We start from the raw sequence: 16,618 nt of genomic DNA, 5'->3' as shown, positions 1-16,618 counted from the left end.
GGTCTTACATCCTCTCTGGGGCGGAAACGCCCAGCAGTTCCAATCCATTTGCCAAAACGGTGGTGGCGGCGTCGTTCAGCCACAGGCGGGTGCCGTGCACCGGCGCGACCGCTTCGCCTTCGCCCACCGGGGTGATGCGGGTTGCGGCGTACCACGAGTGGTAGGCGCCGGCGACCTGCTCCAGGTAACGGGCAATGCGGTGCGGTTCGCGGAATTCCGCGGCACCGGCAACCACCGACGGGAACTGGCCGAGCACGGCCAGCAGCTCGTTTTCGGTCGGGTCGGTCAGCAGCGCGGCATCGAAGCCGTCACGGGTCACGCCCTTGGCGGCGGCATTGCGGGCCGCGGCGCACGAACGGGCATGGGCGTACTGGACGTAGAACACCGGGTTGTCATTGGTGTTCTTCTTCAGCTGCTCTGGATCCAGCGCGATCGGCGAATCAGCCGGGAAACGGGCCAGCGAGTAGCGCAGCGCGTCGGCGCCGATCCAGTTGATCAAATCGCGCAGCTCGATGATGTTGCCCGCGCGCTTGGACAGCTTGGCTCCGTTGACGGAGATCAGCTGGCCGATCAGCACCTCGATGTTCTTGTCCTTGTCATCTCCCGCGCAGGCGGCGATCGCCTTCAGGCGGTTGACGTAGCCGTGATGGTCGGCGCCCAGCAGGTAGATCTTCTCTTCGAAGCCGCGGTCCTTCTTGGACAGGTAGTAGGCTGCATCGGCGGCGAAGTAGGTCGGCTCGCCGTTGGCGCGGATCAGCACGCGGTCCTTGTCATCGCCGAAGTCGGTGGTGCGCAGCCAAACCGCGCCCTCCAGATCGAAGATGTGGCCCTGTTCGCGCAGGCGTGCCACGGCGTCAGCCACCGCACCGCCCTCATGCAAGGTGGTTTCGGAGAAGAACACGTCGAAGCTGACGCCGAAGTCGGCCAGGGTGGACTTGATGTCTTCGAGCTGCGCCTTGTAGGCGGCGTCGCGCAGGGCAGGAATTGCTTCTGCTTCGTCCAGCTCGCGCAGCTGCGGGGCTTGGGCCAGGACGGCGTCGCCCAGTTCCTTGATGTATTCGCCCGGGTAGCCGCCCTCTGGCACTGGCAGGCCGTGGATGCGGTTGTACACCGAACGGGCGAAGACGTTCATCTGGTTGCCGGCATCGTTGATGTAGTACTCGCTGGTCACCGAAGCGCCCGAAGCGCGCAGCACGCGGGAGATGGCATCTCCCAGCGCGGCCCAGCGGGTGTGGCCGATGTGCAGCGGGCCGGTGGGGTTCGCGGAAACGAATTCCATGTTGACCACGTGGCCGGCCAGGGCCTCGTTGCTGCCGTAGGCGGAACCCGCCTCGACGATGGTGCGGGCCAGCTCGCCGGCAGCGCCGGCTTCGAGGGTGATGTTCAGGAAGCCGGGACCTGCGATGTCCACGGCGCCGACTCCTGGGACCGAAGCAAGTCGGGTGGCCAGGATCTGGGCGAAGTCGCGCGGGGCCATGCCGGCCTTCTTGCCCAGCTGCAGCGCGATGTTGGTTGCCCAGTCGCCGTGTTCACGGCTTTTCGGGCGGTCCACGCGTACGGTCTCTGGCACCTCGACGGAGATTTCGCCGGCGGCTACGGCTTCGGTGAGGCATGCGGATATTGCTGCGGAGAGTTCTTCAGGAGTCACCGTTCAAGAATACCGGCAATTGCCGTGCTTCTTCAGCATTCATGACTTGCATCGCCTGTGAGACTGGCCCAACCCGGTGACTTTTGCAACACATGGGTGCCAGGGTGCTGGAATTGCGCAGATCAAGTGACGACCTGATAGTATTTTTCCTGTTGCCCAGCAACACGCCTCTGTAGCTCAGTGGATAGAGCGTCTGCCTCCGGAGCAGAAGGCCGAAGGTTCGATTCCTTTCAGGGGCACCACCTAAATTGCAGGTCCTGGTTACCAGGGCCTGCTATTTTTTTCGCTCTTCTTCTCACGCCGCAGCTCGCGCGAGGCCGCGAATAATCTCCTGTCAGCATTTTCTGGCAGCTTCCCCGTCGCCACAACCTTTAGCTTCGGCTAGGCCCTAAACTCGGATAAACCGACAAGCGTTTAAGGGCACCATGAAAAAAACCATTCTCATTACCGGAGCCAGCGACGGGATCGGGGCCGCATCGGCCCGAGAACTGTCACGACAGGGGCACCTGATTGTCGTTGTCGGTCGGTCGCAAACCAAAACCCAGGCCATCGCCCATGAGCTAGGCGCCAGCTATTTCGTGGCAGACTTCAGCCAGCTCGCACAGGTACGCGGCCTGGCCACGCAGTTGCTCCAGAAGTATCCCCGAATTGATGTGCTGGCTAATAATGCCGGCGGGATCAAGGCAGAGCGCGAACTGACCGTGGATGGATTCGAAAAGACTTTCCAAGTCAATCACCTCGCGCCCTTCCTGCTCACGAATCTGTTGTTGCAACGACTAATCGATTCGGGTGCCACGGTCATTCAGACCGCCAGCATGGCTGCGCGTCTCATGGCCAAATTCGACATTGCGGACCTACAGGGCGAAAACAGCTACTCACCGAGGGCCGCCTACGGCAATGCAAAGTTGGCGAACATTCTGTTCACCTCGGAATTACAGCGGCGCTTTGGCGGTTCCGGGCTTAACGCCGTGGCGTTCCACCCCGGGATCGTTGGCACCAGTTTCGCCTCCGACTCCAAGGGGTTATTGAAGTTCCTTTACCACGGTCCGCTTAGGCGCTTCTTCACGGTCGACTCGAGCAAGGGCGCCGACCAGCTCGTCTGGCTTGCGGAGGCGAAGCCTGGCGTGCAATTCGAACCGGGCGCCTACTACGAGTCGGGAAAGATCGCATCGAAGGTCAACCCGCTGATCCATGATGAGGTACTAGCGAAGCAACTCTGGGACCGCTCGGCGGCCTTGCTTCAAATCCAGAACTGCACTTAGGGGATCTTGGAGTCGACCCGACCGGCCTATTCGGGAACTACTGCCGGCATGGACCGGGCTCGTCATCAATCCGAGATGGCGATACCCGCATCAAATTGCCCGTGGCCGCTAACTGCCCACCGCTTGATGGAAAGAGCGATACGCCATCCACTCGACACTGAATTCGCATCGCTGCCATTCAAGAGTTCCTCGGCAAACTACCCGAGCGAAAACGTGGGAAATCGAAGTACTCTCATGAACTCTTGATTTTATCCCGCTAAAAGATAATCTTGACACATGACGAAACGCCTCTTTGGAATCATTTCACTTGCTTCTGTGATTGCTTTGGCACTGTCTTCATGCAGCCCTTCGACTTCCCCTGAGACAGCGCTTGGAGAGATTCCTTCGTCAGATACGTCGGCCAGCACCTCGGAATCGCCAGATTCCCTAAAGAAGCATGCCGAATTCCTCGCCCAGAGCGAAGACTCCTTCCAGATTCTCAATGAAACTCATTCCGTGGGCTCGACCACTCTGCGCCTCGGGGATCTTCCCGGAGGATTTGATTCAGTTGGCTTCATAATTTCATGTGATGCAACGTCCCCTTGGGAGATTATCCTGCTAGGTGGATCAAAAACCGGTGCGAGTGGTTGCGATTCGAATTCAGAAATATATACGAGTCTTTCTACCCCGGCACATCAAATCAACACCAATGAGGTACAGCTCGAATTCAAAGAGCCGGTGGGAGTCTGGGTCACTGTTTATGCCACGAATGAAGAATAAACAGGCGTTTCCGATGTTTCATTTGGACACTAGGCGAAAAGCCTAAAGACATCGCGCGGCAGCTGACTGTCCGCGCTAATGATTCGGCGAAAGCCTAACCGGCATTGCCGAGAGGGAACCAAAGCTCCACTTAGAGCAATAGCCGGGGAAATTTCGCTTTGTATCGCGCTTACGAGATACCCGGATACCAAGAATCCTGAATCACTAGAATTGCAAAGCTTAGGGATCAACCGTGGATGACTGGGACGCCGGATGCTCGGGCGCAGCAGGATACAGTTCCTCCGGTAGCCCTATAGTGAATCCTTCCTCACGGATACTATGGCCACCGACCCACAGTGAGTGCCGAGCATACTGGTTACCGTCAGTCAGGTGAACGGATACTGCGCTTCCAAACTGCTCTCCAACCACGACCGACACATTTTCAGGTGTAATGCCGTGGTTCTCTAGAATCTGCCGAGTCTGGCTGACCATCTCGTCATTCAGGTTTCCTCCTGGAAATGGCGAAGTAACCCGGCAAACTCCAGTGCGATCGCCAGCATACGCAGCAACTACCAATTCCGTGCCCGCCTGCTCTAACGAGCTGACGGGTTTGCGGCCATCGCAGGTTTCATCGGAGTATTTCCCAGTCAAAGAGCAACCCGACAGCAATCCAGTGATGAGAGCCAGACCGACGACTCCTGTCGCTGCAGCTATGTACGCGCTATGGGTTCTCAATAGTCCACCATTCGTTTCGCAGAAGGTGTTAATCCTAGGCAGGTTTATAGCAATGCATCTTTAATTGCATGAATATTTCTCAAATTCATATTGAGTATCGAAGATCAGCTGCATGAGTAAACCCATTAATGCCACCTATGATGCCAGAGCTGCGGCCGCGTATGTCGCGCTCTCTCATGAGCCAGCAGTTGAAACGGCAGAAATCGAGTCTTCCACTATGCCGTACCTCGTGAATTAGAATCTTGACAGCGCAGGCAGGCCGACAGGTGTAGAACTGATCTATCCTGCTGGTCACTGCCCCAGCCATGTCCAGTCTGCTGATCGCCGGCAATGCACGTGCCGAGGCGCTCTATCGCCGTTGCGGGTACCAATGGACAGGACAGCAAGTCATCGACCGGAGCTCGGGACGCGTCGAGCACCGCCTGCGCAAACCGCTGCCTTAAAACCGACAGACCCCGTCTTCTCGTTTATCAGAGAAGACGGGGTCTGTGCCCAGCACTTAATTACTGGAGCATGGTCTTGTCATCGAGCTGTGCGCCCTTGATCTTGCTGAATTCCTCCAGCAGGCCCTTGACGGTCATCTTGGACTTCTCTTCCTGGTCCAGGTCCAGGATGATCTGCCCGTCGTGCATCATGATCAGCCGGGTGCCCAGCTGCAACGCCTGTTCCATATTGTGCGTCACCATCAACGTGGTCAGCTGGTGGCGTTCGACAATTTCCTTGGTCAGGCGCGAGACCAGCGCGGCACGCTGCGGATCCAGGGCCGCGGTGTGCTCATCGAGCAGCAGGATCTTGGGCTTGGAGAAGGTGGCCATCAGCAAGCTCAGCGCCTGGCGCTGGCCGCCCGAGAGCAGGCCCACCTTGGTTTTCAAGCGGCCTTCCAAACCGAGTTCCAGGCTCTTGAGCTCCTCGACGAACAGCTCGCGCCGCTTGGTGCCTACGCCCAGGCCCAGCCCGCGGAAACGGCCGCGGGCGTAGGCCAGAGCCATATTCTCCTCGATGGACATGGTCGGCGCAGTGCCGGCCATCGGGTCCTGGAATACCCGGCCGATGTACTTGGCGCGGGTGTAGTCGGCCATCCTGGTGACGTTCTTCCCCGCGATGGACACCGAACCGGCATCGGGCTGCAGCTTGCCTGCAACCATATTCAGCACGGTGGACTTGCCGGCGCCGTTGGAGCCGATGACGGTGACGAATTCACCGTCGGACAGGTTCAGGTTGATGTTGCGCAGCGCCTTGCGCTCGTTGACAGTTCCCGGGAAGAACGTGCGCGACAGGTTCTTGATTTCAAGCATTGGTGCGAACCTCTTCCTTGGTTTCAACTGCTGCTGGGGTGCGCTTGAAGTTCTTGATGATCTTCTGGAAGCCCTTCCACTTCGGCAGCAGCAGGGCGACGACGACGAGGACCGCGGAGATCAGCTTCATGTCGTTGACCTCCAGGCCTGCCGACAGGGCCATCTGGATCACCAGGCGGTAGATTACTGCGCCGAAGACCACCGCGATGGCGGCCAGCCAGATGTAACGCTGGGTGAAGATCGCCTGGCCGACGATGACCGAGGCCAGGCCGATCAGGATCAGGCCGATGCCCATGCCGATATCGGCGAAGCCCTGGTACTGGGCGATGACCGCACCGGACAGCGCCACCAGTCCGTTGGACAGCGCCAGGCCCAGGATCTTCTGGTTGTCGGTGCTCACGCCGAAGGAACGGATCATTTCCTGGTTGTCGCCGGTGGCCCGCATGGCCATGCCCAGCTCGGTGTGCAAGAACCAGACGATCGCTGCCACGAAGACCAGGCAGACGGCAAAGAGGATGGCCACCGACGCCCATGAGCCGAGCAGGCCCGAGACGCGCATCGGGCTGATCAGGGTCTCCTCCCCCAGCAAGGGGGTGTTGGCCTTGCCCATGATGCGCAGGTTGATCGAGTACAGCGCGATCATGGTCAGGATGCCGGCGAGCAGGCCGTCGATCTTGCCCTTGGTATGCAGCAGGCCGGTAATGACACCGGCAACCATGCCGGCGAAGAAGGCCAGCACGGTGGCCAGCCAGGGATTCATCCCGTTCACGATGCCCACCGAGGCGACGGCGGCACCGGTGGTGAAGCTGCCGTCGACAGTCAGGTCGGGAAAGTCCAGGATACGGAAGGTCAGATACACCCCGAGCGCCATGATGGCGTAAATCAGGCCGAGTTCAACCGCTGTGATCATGTGTGGATCCTTGAGTTGTAAGTTTTGCAGGTAATCACGACGAAAGGCGAGGCACCAGGTTATGCGCCTCGCCTTGCGTCGGTAAGTTGTTGCCGGGGCTTAGTAGACCTCTACGGCTTCGGACTTCATCTCGTCGGTGAATTCGATGCCTGCCTTCTTGGCGGCATCTTCATTCAGGTAGAGATCGACCTCGGAGATGGTCTCCACCGGCAGGGTTGCCGGCTCGGCCTCGCCCTTGAGCAGCTTCACGGCCATGGCAGCGGTCTGCGCGCCCAGCTTCTCGTAGTTGATGCCGTAGGTTGCGGTAGCACCGCGCTTGACGGACTCGCCGTCAGCCGAAATGACCGGCACGCCGTTCTTCTCGGCAACCTGCAGCAGGCCTTCCAGGGCGGAAACGACTGCGTTGTCAGTCGGAACGTAGTACGCGTCGACATCCAGCGAGCTGGCGGCCTGCTGGACTTCGCTGGACGCCGAGACAGCGGCTTCTTCAATGGTCAGCCCCAGGCTCTTGGCTGCTTCCTTGGCCATCTTCACCTGGACTGCGGAGTTGGCTTCGCCCGAGGAGTAGACAATGCCCACCTTCTTGGCATCGGGCACCAGGTCCTTGAGCAACTGCAGCTGCTCGTCGACCGGGTTCATGTCCGAAGTGCCGGTGACGTTCGCGCCCGGAGCTTCATTGGAGGCGACCAGCTTGGCATCAACCGGGTCGGTCACAGCGGAGAAGAGGACCGGTACCTTGGTGATCGCCTGCGCCGCGGCCTGGGCCGACGGGGTAGCAATTGCCAGCACCAGGTCGATATCCGAATCAGCGGCGAGCTTGCCGGCAATCGAGGTGTTGGTAGCCTGATCGGTTTCGGCGTTGTTCTCGTCGTAGCTGATCTTCTCGCCGGTGTAGCCTGCTTCTTCCATGCCTGCCTTGAAGCCGGTGACCACTGCGTCCAGCGAAGGGTGCGAGACGAACTGGGAGATGCCGATCTTGACGGCCTCGTCGCCGCCCTCCGCGGTGCCCTGCTCGCCACTGCCGCCGCAGGCGGTCAGGGCCAGTGCGCCAGCTGCTGCGATGGCAGCGAATTTCATGGCGGTGAAGCTCTTCATTGAAGTTCCTTTCAAAGTTCCCTTGCGAGTGATTCCCACCGATAGCGCGGAAGCCTGATTATGAAGCGCAACTGGTGCGCAGCATGCGGGAACCGTCCAGGCATCACGTCGATGATTACCCCCGATCTTACATGTGAACGACCTCACCTTGCCTACAATCACGGTCGATTCCTAGACGTTTGCATCTTGATACGGATTCTTGTGGACACAAATGCTCCGCAGGGAAGCAGAATCTGGAAGTTTTGTATTTACCAGCCCGAACTTGTCGACAATTGCTTGGACAATCTGAAAATTTGACTCATGGAGCAATGCGTCCGGGAGCACATTTCCTGCCCCGAATCGGGCTTCGGCCCGGCGGCCACCACGAAAATGCGTGGCGCGAATAGAATGGGAACATCATGGCGCTCAGCATTACGTATCCCGAAGCCCTTCCCGTTTCAGCCCGCCGCGAGGACATCCTCGCCGCGGTCCGCGAAAACCAGGTCGTGGTAATCGCCGGCGAAACCGGTTCGGGCAAGACCACCCAGCTTCCCAAGATGCTCATCGAGCTCGGCCTGGCCGAGAAGGGCATGATCGGGCACACCCAGCCGCGCCGCCTGGCCGCGCGCACCGTGGCCGAGCGCATCGCCGAGGAAATGGGCACCGAAATCGGCGAGGAAGTCGGCTTCCACGTGCGCTTCACCGGCGAGGTTTCGCGCAAGACCAAGCTGAAGGTGATGACGGACGGCATCCTGCTGGCCGAGATCAAGCGCGACAAGCTGCTCAAGAAATACTCGGCGATCATCATCGACGAGGCGCATGAGCGCAGCCTGAACATCGACTTCCTGCTGGGCTATCTCAAGCAGATCATGCCCAAGCGCCCCGAGCTGAAGATCATCATCACCTCGGCCACCATTGACCCGCAGCGCTTTGCCGAGCACTTCGGCAAGCCGCTGCCCGGCGGCGGCGTCGAGCCTGCCCCGATCCTGGAGGTCTCCGGGCGCACCTTCCCCGTCGAATTGCGCTACCGCCCGCTGCAGGCCGAGCTCGATGTCGACGCGGACGAGGCCCGGGAGAACTCGCTGGAGGAAGAACGCGACCCACTGGATGCGGTCACCGACGCGGTCAAGGAACTGAGCGGCGAAGCGCCCGGGGACATCCTGATCTTCTTCTCCGGCGAGCGCGAAATCCGCGACGCGGCCGAAGCCTTGCGCGCCATGGTCACCGCCAACAAGCGCCTGCCGCGCTATGAGGTGCTCCCGCTGTTCGCCCGGCTGTCGCTGGCCGAGCAGCACCGGGTCTTCCACCCCGGTGGCGCCCCGCGCATCATCCTGGCCACCAACGTCGCCGAGACCTCGCTGACCGTGCCGGGCATCAAGTACGTGATCGATACCGGCACCGCCCGCATTTCGCGCTATTCTCACCGCACCAAGGTGCAGCGCCTGCCCATCGAGCGCGTTTCGCAGGCCAGCGCCAACCAGCGTTCGGGACGTTGCGGCCGCGTGTCGGAGGGCATCGCCATCCGCTTGTACTCGGAGCCCGACTACGAGGCGCGTCCGGAGTTCACCGACCCGGAAATCCTGCGCACCAACCTGGCCAGCGTGATCCTGCAGATGATCTCCATGGGCGTGGTCGCTTCGGCCACCGAGGTGGCCAGCTTCCCGTTCGTCCAGCCGCCCGAAGCCAAGGCCATCACCGATGGCGTGAACCTGCTGCGCGAGCTCGGTGCGCTGGAGCAGGACAAGGCCGCGAAGCTGACCGAAACCGGCAGGGCGCTGGCGGTGCTGCCGCTGGATGTGCGCCTGGGCCGGATGATCGTCGAGTCCGCACAACGCGGGGTCGCCAAGGAAGTGATGGTGCTGGCTGCCGGGCTGAGCATCCAGGATCCGCGCGAGCGTCCCAGCGAGGAAACCGGGCAGCGTGATCGTGCGGTGGAGCTGCATAAGCGCTTCGCCGATGACAAGTCCGACTTCATTGCGCTGCTGAATTTGTGGGCCTACCTGCAGGAGCAGCAGAAGGACCTGTCCTCCTCCGCTTTCCGCCGGCTGTGCAAGAACGAGTTCATCAACTACCTGCGCGTGCGCGAGTGGCAGGACCTGTTCACCCAGCTGCGCCAGCTGGCCAAGCCGCTGGGCATCACCATGGCGGCCGCCCCGATAGACCCGGCGGCCAATGAGGACCAGGTGCACAAGTCGCTGCTGTCGGGCCTGCTGGGGCACATCGGGCTCTACGATGAGCGCAAGCGCGACTACCTGGGCGCGCGCGGCACCCGTTTTGCGATCTTCCCCGGCTCGGGCCTGTTCAAGAAGTCCCCGACCTGGGTGATGTCCGCCGAGCTGGTGGAAACCTCGCGGCTGTGGGCCCGCACCAACGCGGCCATCTCCCCCGAATGGGTGGAAGAGCTGGCTCCGCACCTGCTCAAGCGCACCCACTCCGAGCCGCACTGGTCCAAGCGCACCGGTTCGGTCATGGGCTACGAGAAGGTCACGCTTTTCGGCCTGCCGATCATCCCGCGCCGCCAGTTCCACTACTGGCGGGTGGATAAGGACCTGGCTCGCGAGCTGTTCATCCGTCACGCGCTGGTGGAGGGCGATTGGCGCACCCACCATAAGTTCTTCGCCAAGAACCGGGCGCTGCTCGAAGAAGTCGAAGAGCTCGAAACCCGCATGCGCCGCCATGACCTGCGCATTTCCGATGAGGACCTGTTCGCCTTCTACGATGCCCGGGTGGGCGCCGAGGTCTACTCGGAGCGCCACTTCGACCGCTGGTGGAAGAAGGCCCGCGCCACCGATCCGTCGCTGCTGGACTTCGACCCCGAGGCGCTGCTGGCCGAGTCCGATGCGGTTGACGAGGCCGCGTTCCCCACCACCTGGCAGCTGGGCAGCATCCACTTGCCGCTGTCCTACGAGTACAACCCGGCGGCCGCCCCGGGAGAAGGCGATGGCGTGTCGCTCACGGTCCCGGTGGTGTTCTTGAACCAGCTGGATCCCGCGCGCTTCGCCTGGCTGATTCCGGGGTTGCGCCACGAGCTGCTCACCGCGCTGATCCGTTCGATGCCCAAGGCCATCCGCAAGAACTTCGTGCCTGCCCCGGATGTGGCGGCCAAGGCGCTGGCCATGCTGGAGGCGGACTTCGATCCGGCGGCCGATGATCTGGCCGATTCCCTGGCCTTGGTGCTGCGCCGGCTGCGCGGCATGGTCGTCGAGCCTTCGGTCTTCGACTTCTCGACCCTGCCTGCGCATCTGCGCTTCGGCTTCACCGTCACCGATGCTTCGGGGAAGGTGCTGGGCAGCGGCGATGACCTGGCCGCCTTGCAGTACAAGTTCGCCGCGGCCAACCGCGCCGCGCTGGCCAGCGGGGTCAACTCCCCCGGTGTCGCCACCGGCAAGCCGGGGATGCCTGGCAAGCCTGCGGCCGCGTCGAAGGCGCAGTCCAAGAAGAAGGGCGCCGCGGCCACCGCATCGGCGGCCACCGGCGCCTGGGACCAGAAGTCGCTGGATCATTGGCCGCAGCTGGAATCATCAGGCGATACCCTGGGCGATACGCTGCCTGCCAAGGTTACCACCACGGTGATGGGCCAGCAGATCACCGCCTATCCGGGGCTGATGGACACCGGCGAAAAGGTCGACCTGAGTGTTTTCCGCACCCAGGCCGAGCGCGATGCGGCGCACCGAACCGGTGTCATCCGGTTGCTGATGCTGCGCTTGCCGCCTGCCGGGAAGTTCGTGATTTCGCACCTGAAGAACGCTGAGAAGCTGGTGTTCACGCAGAACCCGCACGGGTCCATCGAGAAGCTGATTGCCGATTGCACCATGGCCGCGATAGACCAGCTGGTGCCCGAGAAGCTGCCGATGAACCGCGCCGAATTCGAGGCGCTGTTCGAGACGGTGCGCGCCGAGCAGATCGACACGGTCTTCACGATTACCGCGATCGTGGCGAAGGTCTTTGGCTCCTCGACCCGGATCAACAAGGATCTGAAGAGCACCAACTCCCTGGCGATGTTCGCGGCAGTCACCGATATCCGCTCCCAGCTCGAGCAGCTGATCTATCCGGGCTTCATCGCGGCCACCGGGGCAGCGAACCTGATGCGCCTGCCGCGCTATGTGCAGGGCATCGAGAAGCGCTTGGAGAAGCTGCGCGCAGGTGCTGTCACCCGTGATTCCCAGGCCCTGGTCGTGATCCAGAAGCTGGAAGACGAATACGATACCGCCCTGGATCGGGTTCCGCCCGGAGCCCGGGTGCCGGCGGACTTGGCCCAGGTGAAGTGGATGCTGGAGGAAATGCGCATTTCGCTGTTCGCCCAGGAGCTGGGCACCGCCTATTCGGTCAGCGAAAAGCGCATCCGCAAGGCGATCAAGGATTCGCTGGCGCAGCTATAGCGGCCAGCTGAGGATCCCAACGTAGACGGCGGTGCCGCCCAGCACGCTGAGCACCGCATTGGACTTGAGCAGGTGCAGCACCACGGTGGCCGCCAGGGCGGTGGCCACCGGCCACGCCACGGCCGGATCCGCAATGCCGGCAGGCACCGTGGAAGCAACCAGCACCACCATGATTCCCAAGGGCATGCGCAGCGCCAGGTAGTTGATGAACGCGTTGCTGCGCAATTTGGCGATGAAGGCGAAGGGCAAGGCACGCAGCCCGAAGGTCACTGCGGTGCTCAACGCGATGGCCGAGAAGAGGTAGAGGCTATCGGGCATCGGCTGCTTCTCCCGCCTGCTGCCCGCCGGCCTGCTGAGCGGTGCCGGTGCGCCGGCGCAGCAGGTAGGCCGCCGCAAGTCCGGCAAGGAAAATCGCCATGGCTACCACCATCATGCTCTGCGGTGCGATCCAGCTGGCCGCCACGGCGCTGATCAGCGCCAGCATGGACAGCGGCACACTGCGGTAGGCCTTGAACGCTTCGATCGCCAGCACGGCAAACAATGCGGTCACCGCGAATTCCAGGCCCCTGATGGATTCGGGGATCATTGCGCCCAACAGCGATCCGCCCAGCACGCTGGTGGTCCAGCTTGCATGGAACAGGCTCTGGATGGCCAGGATCCGCGTCGAGGAATAGTCCTTCCGCTCGGCCTGCAGGGTCAGCGCATAGGCCTCATCGGTCAGTGCAAACATGCTGTAGAACTTCGCCCCCTGGCCCTTGACCCGGTGCAGCGGGAAAGAGATCGCATAGAATACGTGGCGGAAATTGACTACCAGCGTGGTCAGGGCGATATGGGACAGCGGCGCCACGGCGGCAAGCAGCCCGATCAAGAGGAATTCCAGGGAACCGGCGAACACCAGCCCGGCAAGCAAGGGAGCTGACCACCAGGGCAATCCCGAGCGCACCAGCAGCACGCCCAGGGCCAGGCCCAATGGCATGACCGCAAGACTGGCGGGAAGCACATTTTTCGCGCCCAGCCTGATCTGCTGCCATCGGTCCTCTTCGGACAAAGGCCGGGAACCTTTAATTGCCAGTTTTTCGCTCATGAAGCAATATTAGGAAATTCCAAGCCAAATATGGTTGCTGATTCTAGCCAACTGACGGGTTGGATCGGCAATAATAGATGCATGGATGATCTTGACCGCGCAATTATTGCCGAACTGGAAAATGACGGCCGCATCAGCAACCTCGAGCTCTCGCGCAGGGTGGGCCTGACCCCCGCTCCCTGCCTGCGTCGCGTCCAGCGCCTGGAGGCCGAGGGAATCATCCATGGCTACAAGGCGATCGTCAATCCCAAGGCCTATGGCAGGGGCTTCGAGGTCACCGTGGCCATTGACGTCGAAATGAACAACGAGCACAGCCTCGACGAATTCGAGAAGGCGGTGGACACCGTTGCCGGCGTCACCGAAATACGCCGCCTCTACGGCCAGCCCGACTACTTCCTGCGCATCCAGGTGGCCGATGCCGAGGCCTACGACCGGGACCTGATTCCCAAGCTGACCGCGCTGCCGGCGGTCCGCCGCGTCACCTCCCACATGACCATGCGCCGGGTGAAGGGCTAGGCACTGCGGGCGTGGCGATCACCTGCACGTCATCTTCGTAGATGATGGTGCCCGGAGCACTGCTTTCCAGCATCTCCCAGCCGATCCGGTGCGCGTCGTGCAACCGCACCTAGGGCTCGACGCGCGCCAGCAGGTGCTGCGCGCTGCCCCTGAACCACGCCACGGCCCCGGGGTTGATCGCATGGTCGTAGATTGCCCGATGGGTGCGGCTCGGGTTCGGATAGGCAGCGTCGTACCAGTCATTGCCCGCACGCAAGATGGCGTGTTCGGCGGCGCTCAGCTTCCCGCCGCGGCCCAGGGAATTGGCCAGCGCGAAAATCCCCAGGTGCACGCCGCGGTGATTGGGCTCGGTGCCCTGGTAGCGGATGAATTGCACCGGCTAGGCCTCGGGCACGAATTCCCCATGGCCATCTTCGCGCAGGCCCGCGCGAAGCGCTTGCGCGTTCTTGTCCATGGCCGCCGGATCCGGGTTATCGGCCGCATTGGACAGGTCGAAGTCCGCCAGCGAGTTGGTCGGCCAGACATGCACATGCAGGTGCGGCACCTCGAATCCGGCGATCATCAGGCCCGCGCGCTGCGCGGAGAACACGCGCTTCTGGGTGCGCCCGATCTTGGCCGCGACCAGGGTCAGGTGCGCAACCAGCTCGTCGGAGGCATCGGTGAACTCGTCGATTTCCTCGCGCGGAACCACCAGTGCGTGCCCGTCGGAGAGCGGCCCGATGGACAAGAACGCCACGCAGGTTTCGTCCTCCCACACGAAGCGGCCCGGGATCTGCCCGTTGATGATCTTGGTGAACAGCGTACTCATTGCTGCCTTTCTTGCTCGATGGCTGAATTCTAGTGGCGGTGCTTCTCGTCGCTCGTGGCGACCGGCGCATCCGGGTAGGAGCAGTATTCGGACCAGCTGCCGGGGAAAAGCCCCAGTGGGATCCCGGCACTTGCCGCGGCCAATACCTGGTGCGTCGCGGTGATCCCCGAACCGCAGTAGGCGGCCGATCCCGGCCTGTGGGCACCCAGCGTCACGAAGCTGGAATGCAGCACCTCCGGCGCCCGGAAACGCATCTGCGCGTCGAGGTTGTCGGTGGTGGGACGGTTCAGCGCACCGGGAATATGCCCGGCCACCGGGTCGATGGGCTCCTCGATGCCCAGGTAGCGCGCGGTGGCCCGCGAGTCGATCAGCGTGCCGGGCAAGGTGTCCAGCTCCTCGTACTCCACCACCGGCATCCGGCCCCACGACAGCGAAACGCTGCCCTTGGCGGCCTGCTCGTAGCCCAGCGCCAGCTCTCCGCCGGCGTCCGTCCAGGCCCCGAGCCCGCCGTCGAGCACCTGCACGCGGTCGAATCCGGCATGGCGCAGCAGCCACCAGGCCCGGGCCGCGGCGAGGGCTCCGGAGTTGTCGTACGCCACCACGTGGCTCTGGGCATTGATGCCCCAGCCGCGCGCGGCCTGCTCGAAGTCCGCCGGCAAAGGCAGCGGGTGGCGGCCGGTATGCTCGCCCGGCGCACCGGAAAGCTCTTTTTCCAGGTCAGCGAACACCGCGCCGGGGATATGCCCGGCAGCGTAGCTCTGCGCCCCGTCGTCGCGGCCCAGGACCCACCGCACATCGAGCAGCACCGGCTGGCCCCCGGCGTCCAGGATTTCGCGAAGCTGCGCGGCGCTTATCAAGGGGTTCATTCGTTGGTGCCTCCCAGCAACTCGTCGAGATGATGTTCGATTCCAGGTTCCAAGCGCACATAGCTGCATCCTGCCCGCTGGGCGATCGCGCCGAGCTGGCGATCGAAAAGCCCAAGTCCGTTGGCGTTGAGCAGCCCGTCGTGGATCGGCATCCAGCACCTAGCATCCACGGCCACCGCGAAGTCGGCAGCCTCGGCCATCTTGCCCCACGGGGCCATCACCGGCAGCAGCAGCACATCCGGCTGCGCCCCCACCGGCACCTGGTAGCTGTCGCCCGGGTGGAAGACCTCCAGCTGGCCTACCGCGCGGTCCCCCAGGAGGTAGCCCACGTTGGCAACCACTGCAATGGAATGGTGGATGGTGGCGTGGGTGCCTCCGAAAGTCCGTACCCGAATGCCGCCGACGATGAAGTCGGCCCCGGCTCGCACCGTCACCACCTGGGATTGGGCCGCTGGCGGCAGCTGGTCGCGCATCGCCTGCGCCAGCGCGGCCGGCGCGTAGAGCTCCAGGATGGAATTCGCCTCCAGCGCGGCGGCAATGGCCGGCTGGTCGGCATGGTCAGCATGCTCATGGGTGACCAGCACGGCATTGATGCCGTCGAACGCGTCGTCAAGCTGCGAAAATCCGCCCGGATCCAGCAAGACCTTGCCGTCGATCGTGCTCGCTTCCAAGCAGGAATGGCCCCTAAGTTTGATGCGCATATCCTTAGCGTAGGCTCAGCGCCCCGCCCATGCCAGAGCCAGACACGCATTGCAACGCAAAGTTGGCTAAAATTGAGGGAAACCGCAGGTGATTGGCCCAGTTCGCTGGCTCATCGCCGGTCCGCAACAAACTCAAGGAATGGTGCACGTCGATGTCCCAGCCAGAAACCCGGGTCACCAAGCAGCGCCTGGCCGTCACCGAGGCACTGGGCGAGGTCGATGATTTCGCCACCGCCCAGCAGCTGCATCGCTGGCTGCAGGATTCGGAGAAGAAGGTTTCGCTGGCCACCGTGTACCGCCTGCTGCAGTCCATGGCCGACGATGGCCTGGTCGATGTGCTGCGCAGCGGAGACGGCGAAGCCCGCTTCCGCCAGTGCGTCACCGAGGTCCACCACCATCATCTGGTCTGCCGCGTTTGCTCCAAGACCGTCGAGGTACTAGCCCCTTCCGTCGAGCGCTGGGCCGCTCGGGTTGCCGCGGAGCACGACTTCTCCGATCCCGAGCACACCGTGGAAATCTACGGCCTCTGCGCCGACTGCCGTGCCAAAGCCAAGGCTGGCGCCCCCGCTGCCTCGTAGCCCTTTCCGCTACCTGGACCTGGG

Annotated in this window: 17 protein-coding genes and 1 tRNA gene; 8 read left to right on the top strand and 10 right to left on the bottom strand. The window is 62.5% G+C overall.

Features of this window, described 5'->3' with window-relative positions:
* Window positions 1-4 precede the first annotated feature (4 nt).
* Window positions 5-1,648 carry an arginine--tRNA ligase gene (argS, locus tag ACIQTS_RS15200; RefSeq protein WP_105658399.1) on the bottom strand — a complete coding sequence of 548 codons (1,644 nt, stop codon included), beginning with the start codon at window positions 1,646-1,648 and terminating at the stop codon, window positions 5-7.
* A 166-nt stretch (window positions 1,649-1,814) separates the two neighbouring features.
* Here argS and ACIQTS_RS15195 point away from each other — a divergent pair.
* From ACIQTS_RS15195 to ACIQTS_RS15175, 5 genes are all read left to right on the top strand, one after another.
* Window positions 1,815-1,890: transfer RNA gene (locus ACIQTS_RS15195), tRNA-Arg, on the top strand.
* A 183-nt stretch (window positions 1,891-2,073) separates the two neighbouring features.
* On the top strand, window positions 2,074-2,910 hold the full coding sequence (locus ACIQTS_RS15190) for an SDR family NAD(P)-dependent oxidoreductase (RefSeq protein WP_402473796.1): 837 nt from the start codon (window positions 2,074-2,076) through the stop codon (window positions 2,908-2,910).
* 276 nt (window positions 2,911-3,186) lie between these two features.
* Window positions 3,187-3,669 (top strand): hypothetical protein, encoded by a 483-nt coding sequence (locus tag ACIQTS_RS15185; protein WP_400290754.1) that lies wholly within the window; start codon window positions 3,187-3,189, stop codon window positions 3,667-3,669.
* A gap of 826 nt (window positions 3,670-4,495) precedes the next feature.
* Window positions 4,496-4,621: a hypothetical protein gene (locus ACIQTS_RS15180; RefSeq protein WP_402473795.1), complete on the top strand. Its 126-nt coding sequence runs from the start codon at window positions 4,496-4,498 to the stop codon at window positions 4,619-4,621.
* A gap of 67 nt (window positions 4,622-4,688) precedes the next feature.
* Window positions 4,689-4,826 carry a hypothetical protein gene (locus ACIQTS_RS15175; protein ID WP_402473794.1) on the top strand — a complete coding sequence of 46 codons (138 nt, stop codon included), beginning with the start codon at window positions 4,689-4,691 and terminating at the stop codon, window positions 4,824-4,826.
* 60 nt (window positions 4,827-4,886) lie between these two features.
* Here ACIQTS_RS15175 and ACIQTS_RS15170 read toward each other — a convergent pair whose 3' ends face one another.
* From ACIQTS_RS15170 to ACIQTS_RS15160, 3 genes are all read right to left on the bottom strand, one after another.
* On the bottom strand, window positions 4,887-5,678 hold the full coding sequence (locus ACIQTS_RS15170; RefSeq protein WP_105662577.1) for an ABC transporter ATP-binding protein: 792 nt from the start codon (window positions 5,676-5,678) through the stop codon (window positions 4,887-4,889).
* Entirely contained in the window at window positions 5,671-6,588 is a 918-nt protein-coding gene (locus ACIQTS_RS15165; RefSeq protein ID WP_105658396.1) for an ABC transporter permease, read from the bottom strand. The genes ACIQTS_RS15170 and ACIQTS_RS15165 overlap by 8 nt, the downstream gene beginning before the upstream one ends.
* A gap of 99 nt (window positions 6,589-6,687) precedes the next feature.
* Window positions 6,688-7,683: an ABC transporter substrate-binding protein gene (locus tag ACIQTS_RS15160; RefSeq protein ID WP_332731187.1), complete on the bottom strand. Its 996-nt coding sequence runs from the start codon at window positions 7,681-7,683 to the stop codon at window positions 6,688-6,690.
* 398 nt (window positions 7,684-8,081) lie between these two features.
* Here ACIQTS_RS15160 and hrpA point away from each other — a divergent pair, with 398 nt between their 5' ends.
* A complete protein-coding gene (gene hrpA / locus ACIQTS_RS15155) occupies window positions 8,082-12,041 on the top strand; it encodes an ATP-dependent RNA helicase HrpA (RefSeq protein ID WP_402473793.1) in 3,960 nt (1,319 codons plus the stop codon).
* On the opposite strand, the gene ACIQTS_RS15150 is transcribed toward hrpA, so the two are convergent.
* Together ACIQTS_RS15150 and ACIQTS_RS15145 are read right to left on the bottom strand one after the other, a co-directional pair.
* The gene (locus tag ACIQTS_RS15150; protein WP_105658393.1) at window positions 12,036-12,359 is read right to left on the bottom strand and encodes a branched-chain amino acid transporter permease; all 324 of its coding nucleotides are present in this window, start codon (window positions 12,357-12,359) and stop codon (window positions 12,036-12,038) included. The two genes, hrpA and ACIQTS_RS15150, sit on opposite strands and share 6 nt — an antisense overlap.
* Window positions 12,349-13,125 (bottom strand): AzlC family ABC transporter permease, encoded by a 777-nt coding sequence (locus tag ACIQTS_RS15145; RefSeq protein WP_133834477.1) that lies wholly within the window; start codon window positions 13,123-13,125, stop codon window positions 12,349-12,351. The genes ACIQTS_RS15150 and ACIQTS_RS15145 overlap by 11 nt, the downstream gene beginning before the upstream one ends.
* Before the next feature lie 81 nt (window positions 13,126-13,206).
* On the opposite strand from ACIQTS_RS15145, the gene ACIQTS_RS15140 reads away from it, so the two are divergent.
* Window positions 13,207-13,641 (top strand): Lrp/AsnC family transcriptional regulator, encoded by a 435-nt coding sequence (locus ACIQTS_RS15140; RefSeq protein ID WP_105658391.1) that lies wholly within the window; start codon window positions 13,207-13,209, stop codon window positions 13,639-13,641.
* 109 nt (window positions 13,642-13,750) lie between these two features.
* Here ACIQTS_RS15140 and ACIQTS_RS15135 read toward each other — a convergent pair whose 3' ends face one another.
* Genes ACIQTS_RS15135 through ACIQTS_RS15120 form a run of 4 tightly spaced genes read right to left on the bottom strand, consistent with a single transcriptional unit; the run spans window position 13,751 to window position 16,016 of the window.
* Entirely contained in the window at window positions 13,751-14,017 is a 267-nt protein-coding gene (locus tag ACIQTS_RS15135; RefSeq protein ID WP_402473792.1) for a hypothetical protein, read from the bottom strand.
* Between the two features lie 3 nt (window positions 14,018-14,020).
* A complete protein-coding gene (locus tag ACIQTS_RS15130) occupies window positions 14,021-14,449 on the bottom strand; it encodes an HIT family protein (RefSeq protein WP_105658389.1) in 429 nt (142 codons plus the stop codon).
* Between the two features lie 29 nt (window positions 14,450-14,478).
* Window positions 14,479-15,315 carry a sulfurtransferase gene (locus ACIQTS_RS15125; protein WP_402473791.1) on the bottom strand — a complete coding sequence of 279 codons (837 nt, stop codon included), beginning with the start codon at window positions 15,313-15,315 and terminating at the stop codon, window positions 14,479-14,481.
* Window positions 15,312-16,016, bottom strand: coding sequence for an MBL fold metallo-hydrolase (locus ACIQTS_RS15120; protein ID WP_400290739.1), 705 nt, complete (start codon window positions 16,014-16,016; stop codon window positions 15,312-15,314). The genes ACIQTS_RS15125 and ACIQTS_RS15120 overlap by 4 nt, the downstream gene beginning before the upstream one ends.
* 152 nt (window positions 16,017-16,168) lie before the next feature.
* On the opposite strand from ACIQTS_RS15120, the gene ACIQTS_RS15115 reads away from it, so the two are divergent.
* Complete coding sequence (locus ACIQTS_RS15115; protein WP_105658386.1) at window positions 16,169-16,594, top strand: Fur family transcriptional regulator; 426 nt, start codon at window positions 16,169-16,171, stop codon at window positions 16,592-16,594.
* Window positions 16,595-16,618 lie beyond the last annotated feature (24 nt).

The sequence above is a fragment of the Glutamicibacter sp. NPDC090743 genome (assembly GCF_044769125.1).
Lineage (GTDB): Bacteria > Actinomycetota > Actinomycetes > Actinomycetales > Micrococcaceae > Glutamicibacter.
This window is presented reverse-complemented; position numbering and strand designations above follow the sequence as displayed.

Excerpts from the sequence above, each read along its gene's own strand:
- ACIQTS_RS15150 (WP_105658393.1), bottom strand. The coding sequence starts at position 12,359 with ATGCCCGATAGCCTCTACCTCTTCTCGGCCATCGCGTTGAGCACCGCA.
- hrpA (WP_402473793.1), top strand. The coding sequence starts at position 8,082 with ATGGCGCTCAGCATTACGTATCCCGAAGCCCTTCCCGTTTCAGCCCGC.
- ACIQTS_RS15185 (WP_400290754.1), top strand. The coding sequence starts at position 3,187 with ATGACGAAACGCCTCTTTGGAATCATTTCACTTGCTTCTGTGATTGCT.
- ACIQTS_RS15120 (WP_400290739.1), bottom strand. The coding sequence starts at position 16,016 with ATGCGCATCAAACTTAGGGGCCATTCCTGCTTGGAAGCGAGCACGATC.
- ACIQTS_RS15145 (WP_133834477.1), bottom strand. The coding sequence starts at position 13,125 with ATGAGCGAAAAACTGGCAATTAAAGGTTCCCGGCCTTTGTCCGAAGAG.
- ACIQTS_RS15140 (WP_105658391.1), top strand. The coding sequence starts at position 13,207 with ATGGATGATCTTGACCGCGCAATTATTGCCGAACTGGAAAATGACGGC.
- ACIQTS_RS15190 (WP_402473796.1), top strand. The coding sequence starts at position 2,074 with ATGAAAAAAACCATTCTCATTACCGGAGCCAGCGACGGGATCGGGGCC.
- ACIQTS_RS15180 (WP_402473795.1), top strand. The coding sequence starts at position 4,496 with ATGAGTAAACCCATTAATGCCACCTATGATGCCAGAGCTGCGGCCGCG.
- ACIQTS_RS15130 (WP_105658389.1), bottom strand. The coding sequence starts at position 14,449 with ATGAGTACGCTGTTCACCAAGATCATCAACGGGCAGATCCCGGGCCGC.
- ACIQTS_RS15175 (WP_402473794.1), top strand. The coding sequence starts at position 4,689 with ATGTCCAGTCTGCTGATCGCCGGCAATGCACGTGCCGAGGCGCTCTAT.
- ACIQTS_RS15125 (WP_402473791.1), bottom strand. The coding sequence starts at position 15,315 with ATGAACCCCTTGATAAGCGCCGCGCAGCTTCGCGAAATCCTGGACGCC.
- ACIQTS_RS15115 (WP_105658386.1), top strand. The coding sequence starts at position 16,169 with ATGTCCCAGCCAGAAACCCGGGTCACCAAGCAGCGCCTGGCCGTCACC.
- ACIQTS_RS15160 (WP_332731187.1), bottom strand. The coding sequence starts at position 7,683 with ATGAAGAGCTTCACCGCCATGAAATTCGCTGCCATCGCAGCAGCTGGC.
- ACIQTS_RS15165 (WP_105658396.1), bottom strand. The coding sequence starts at position 6,588 with ATGATCACAGCGGTTGAACTCGGCCTGATTTACGCCATCATGGCGCTC.
- ACIQTS_RS15170 (WP_105662577.1), bottom strand. The coding sequence starts at position 5,678 with ATGCTTGAAATCAAGAACCTGTCGCGCACGTTCTTCCCGGGAACTGTC.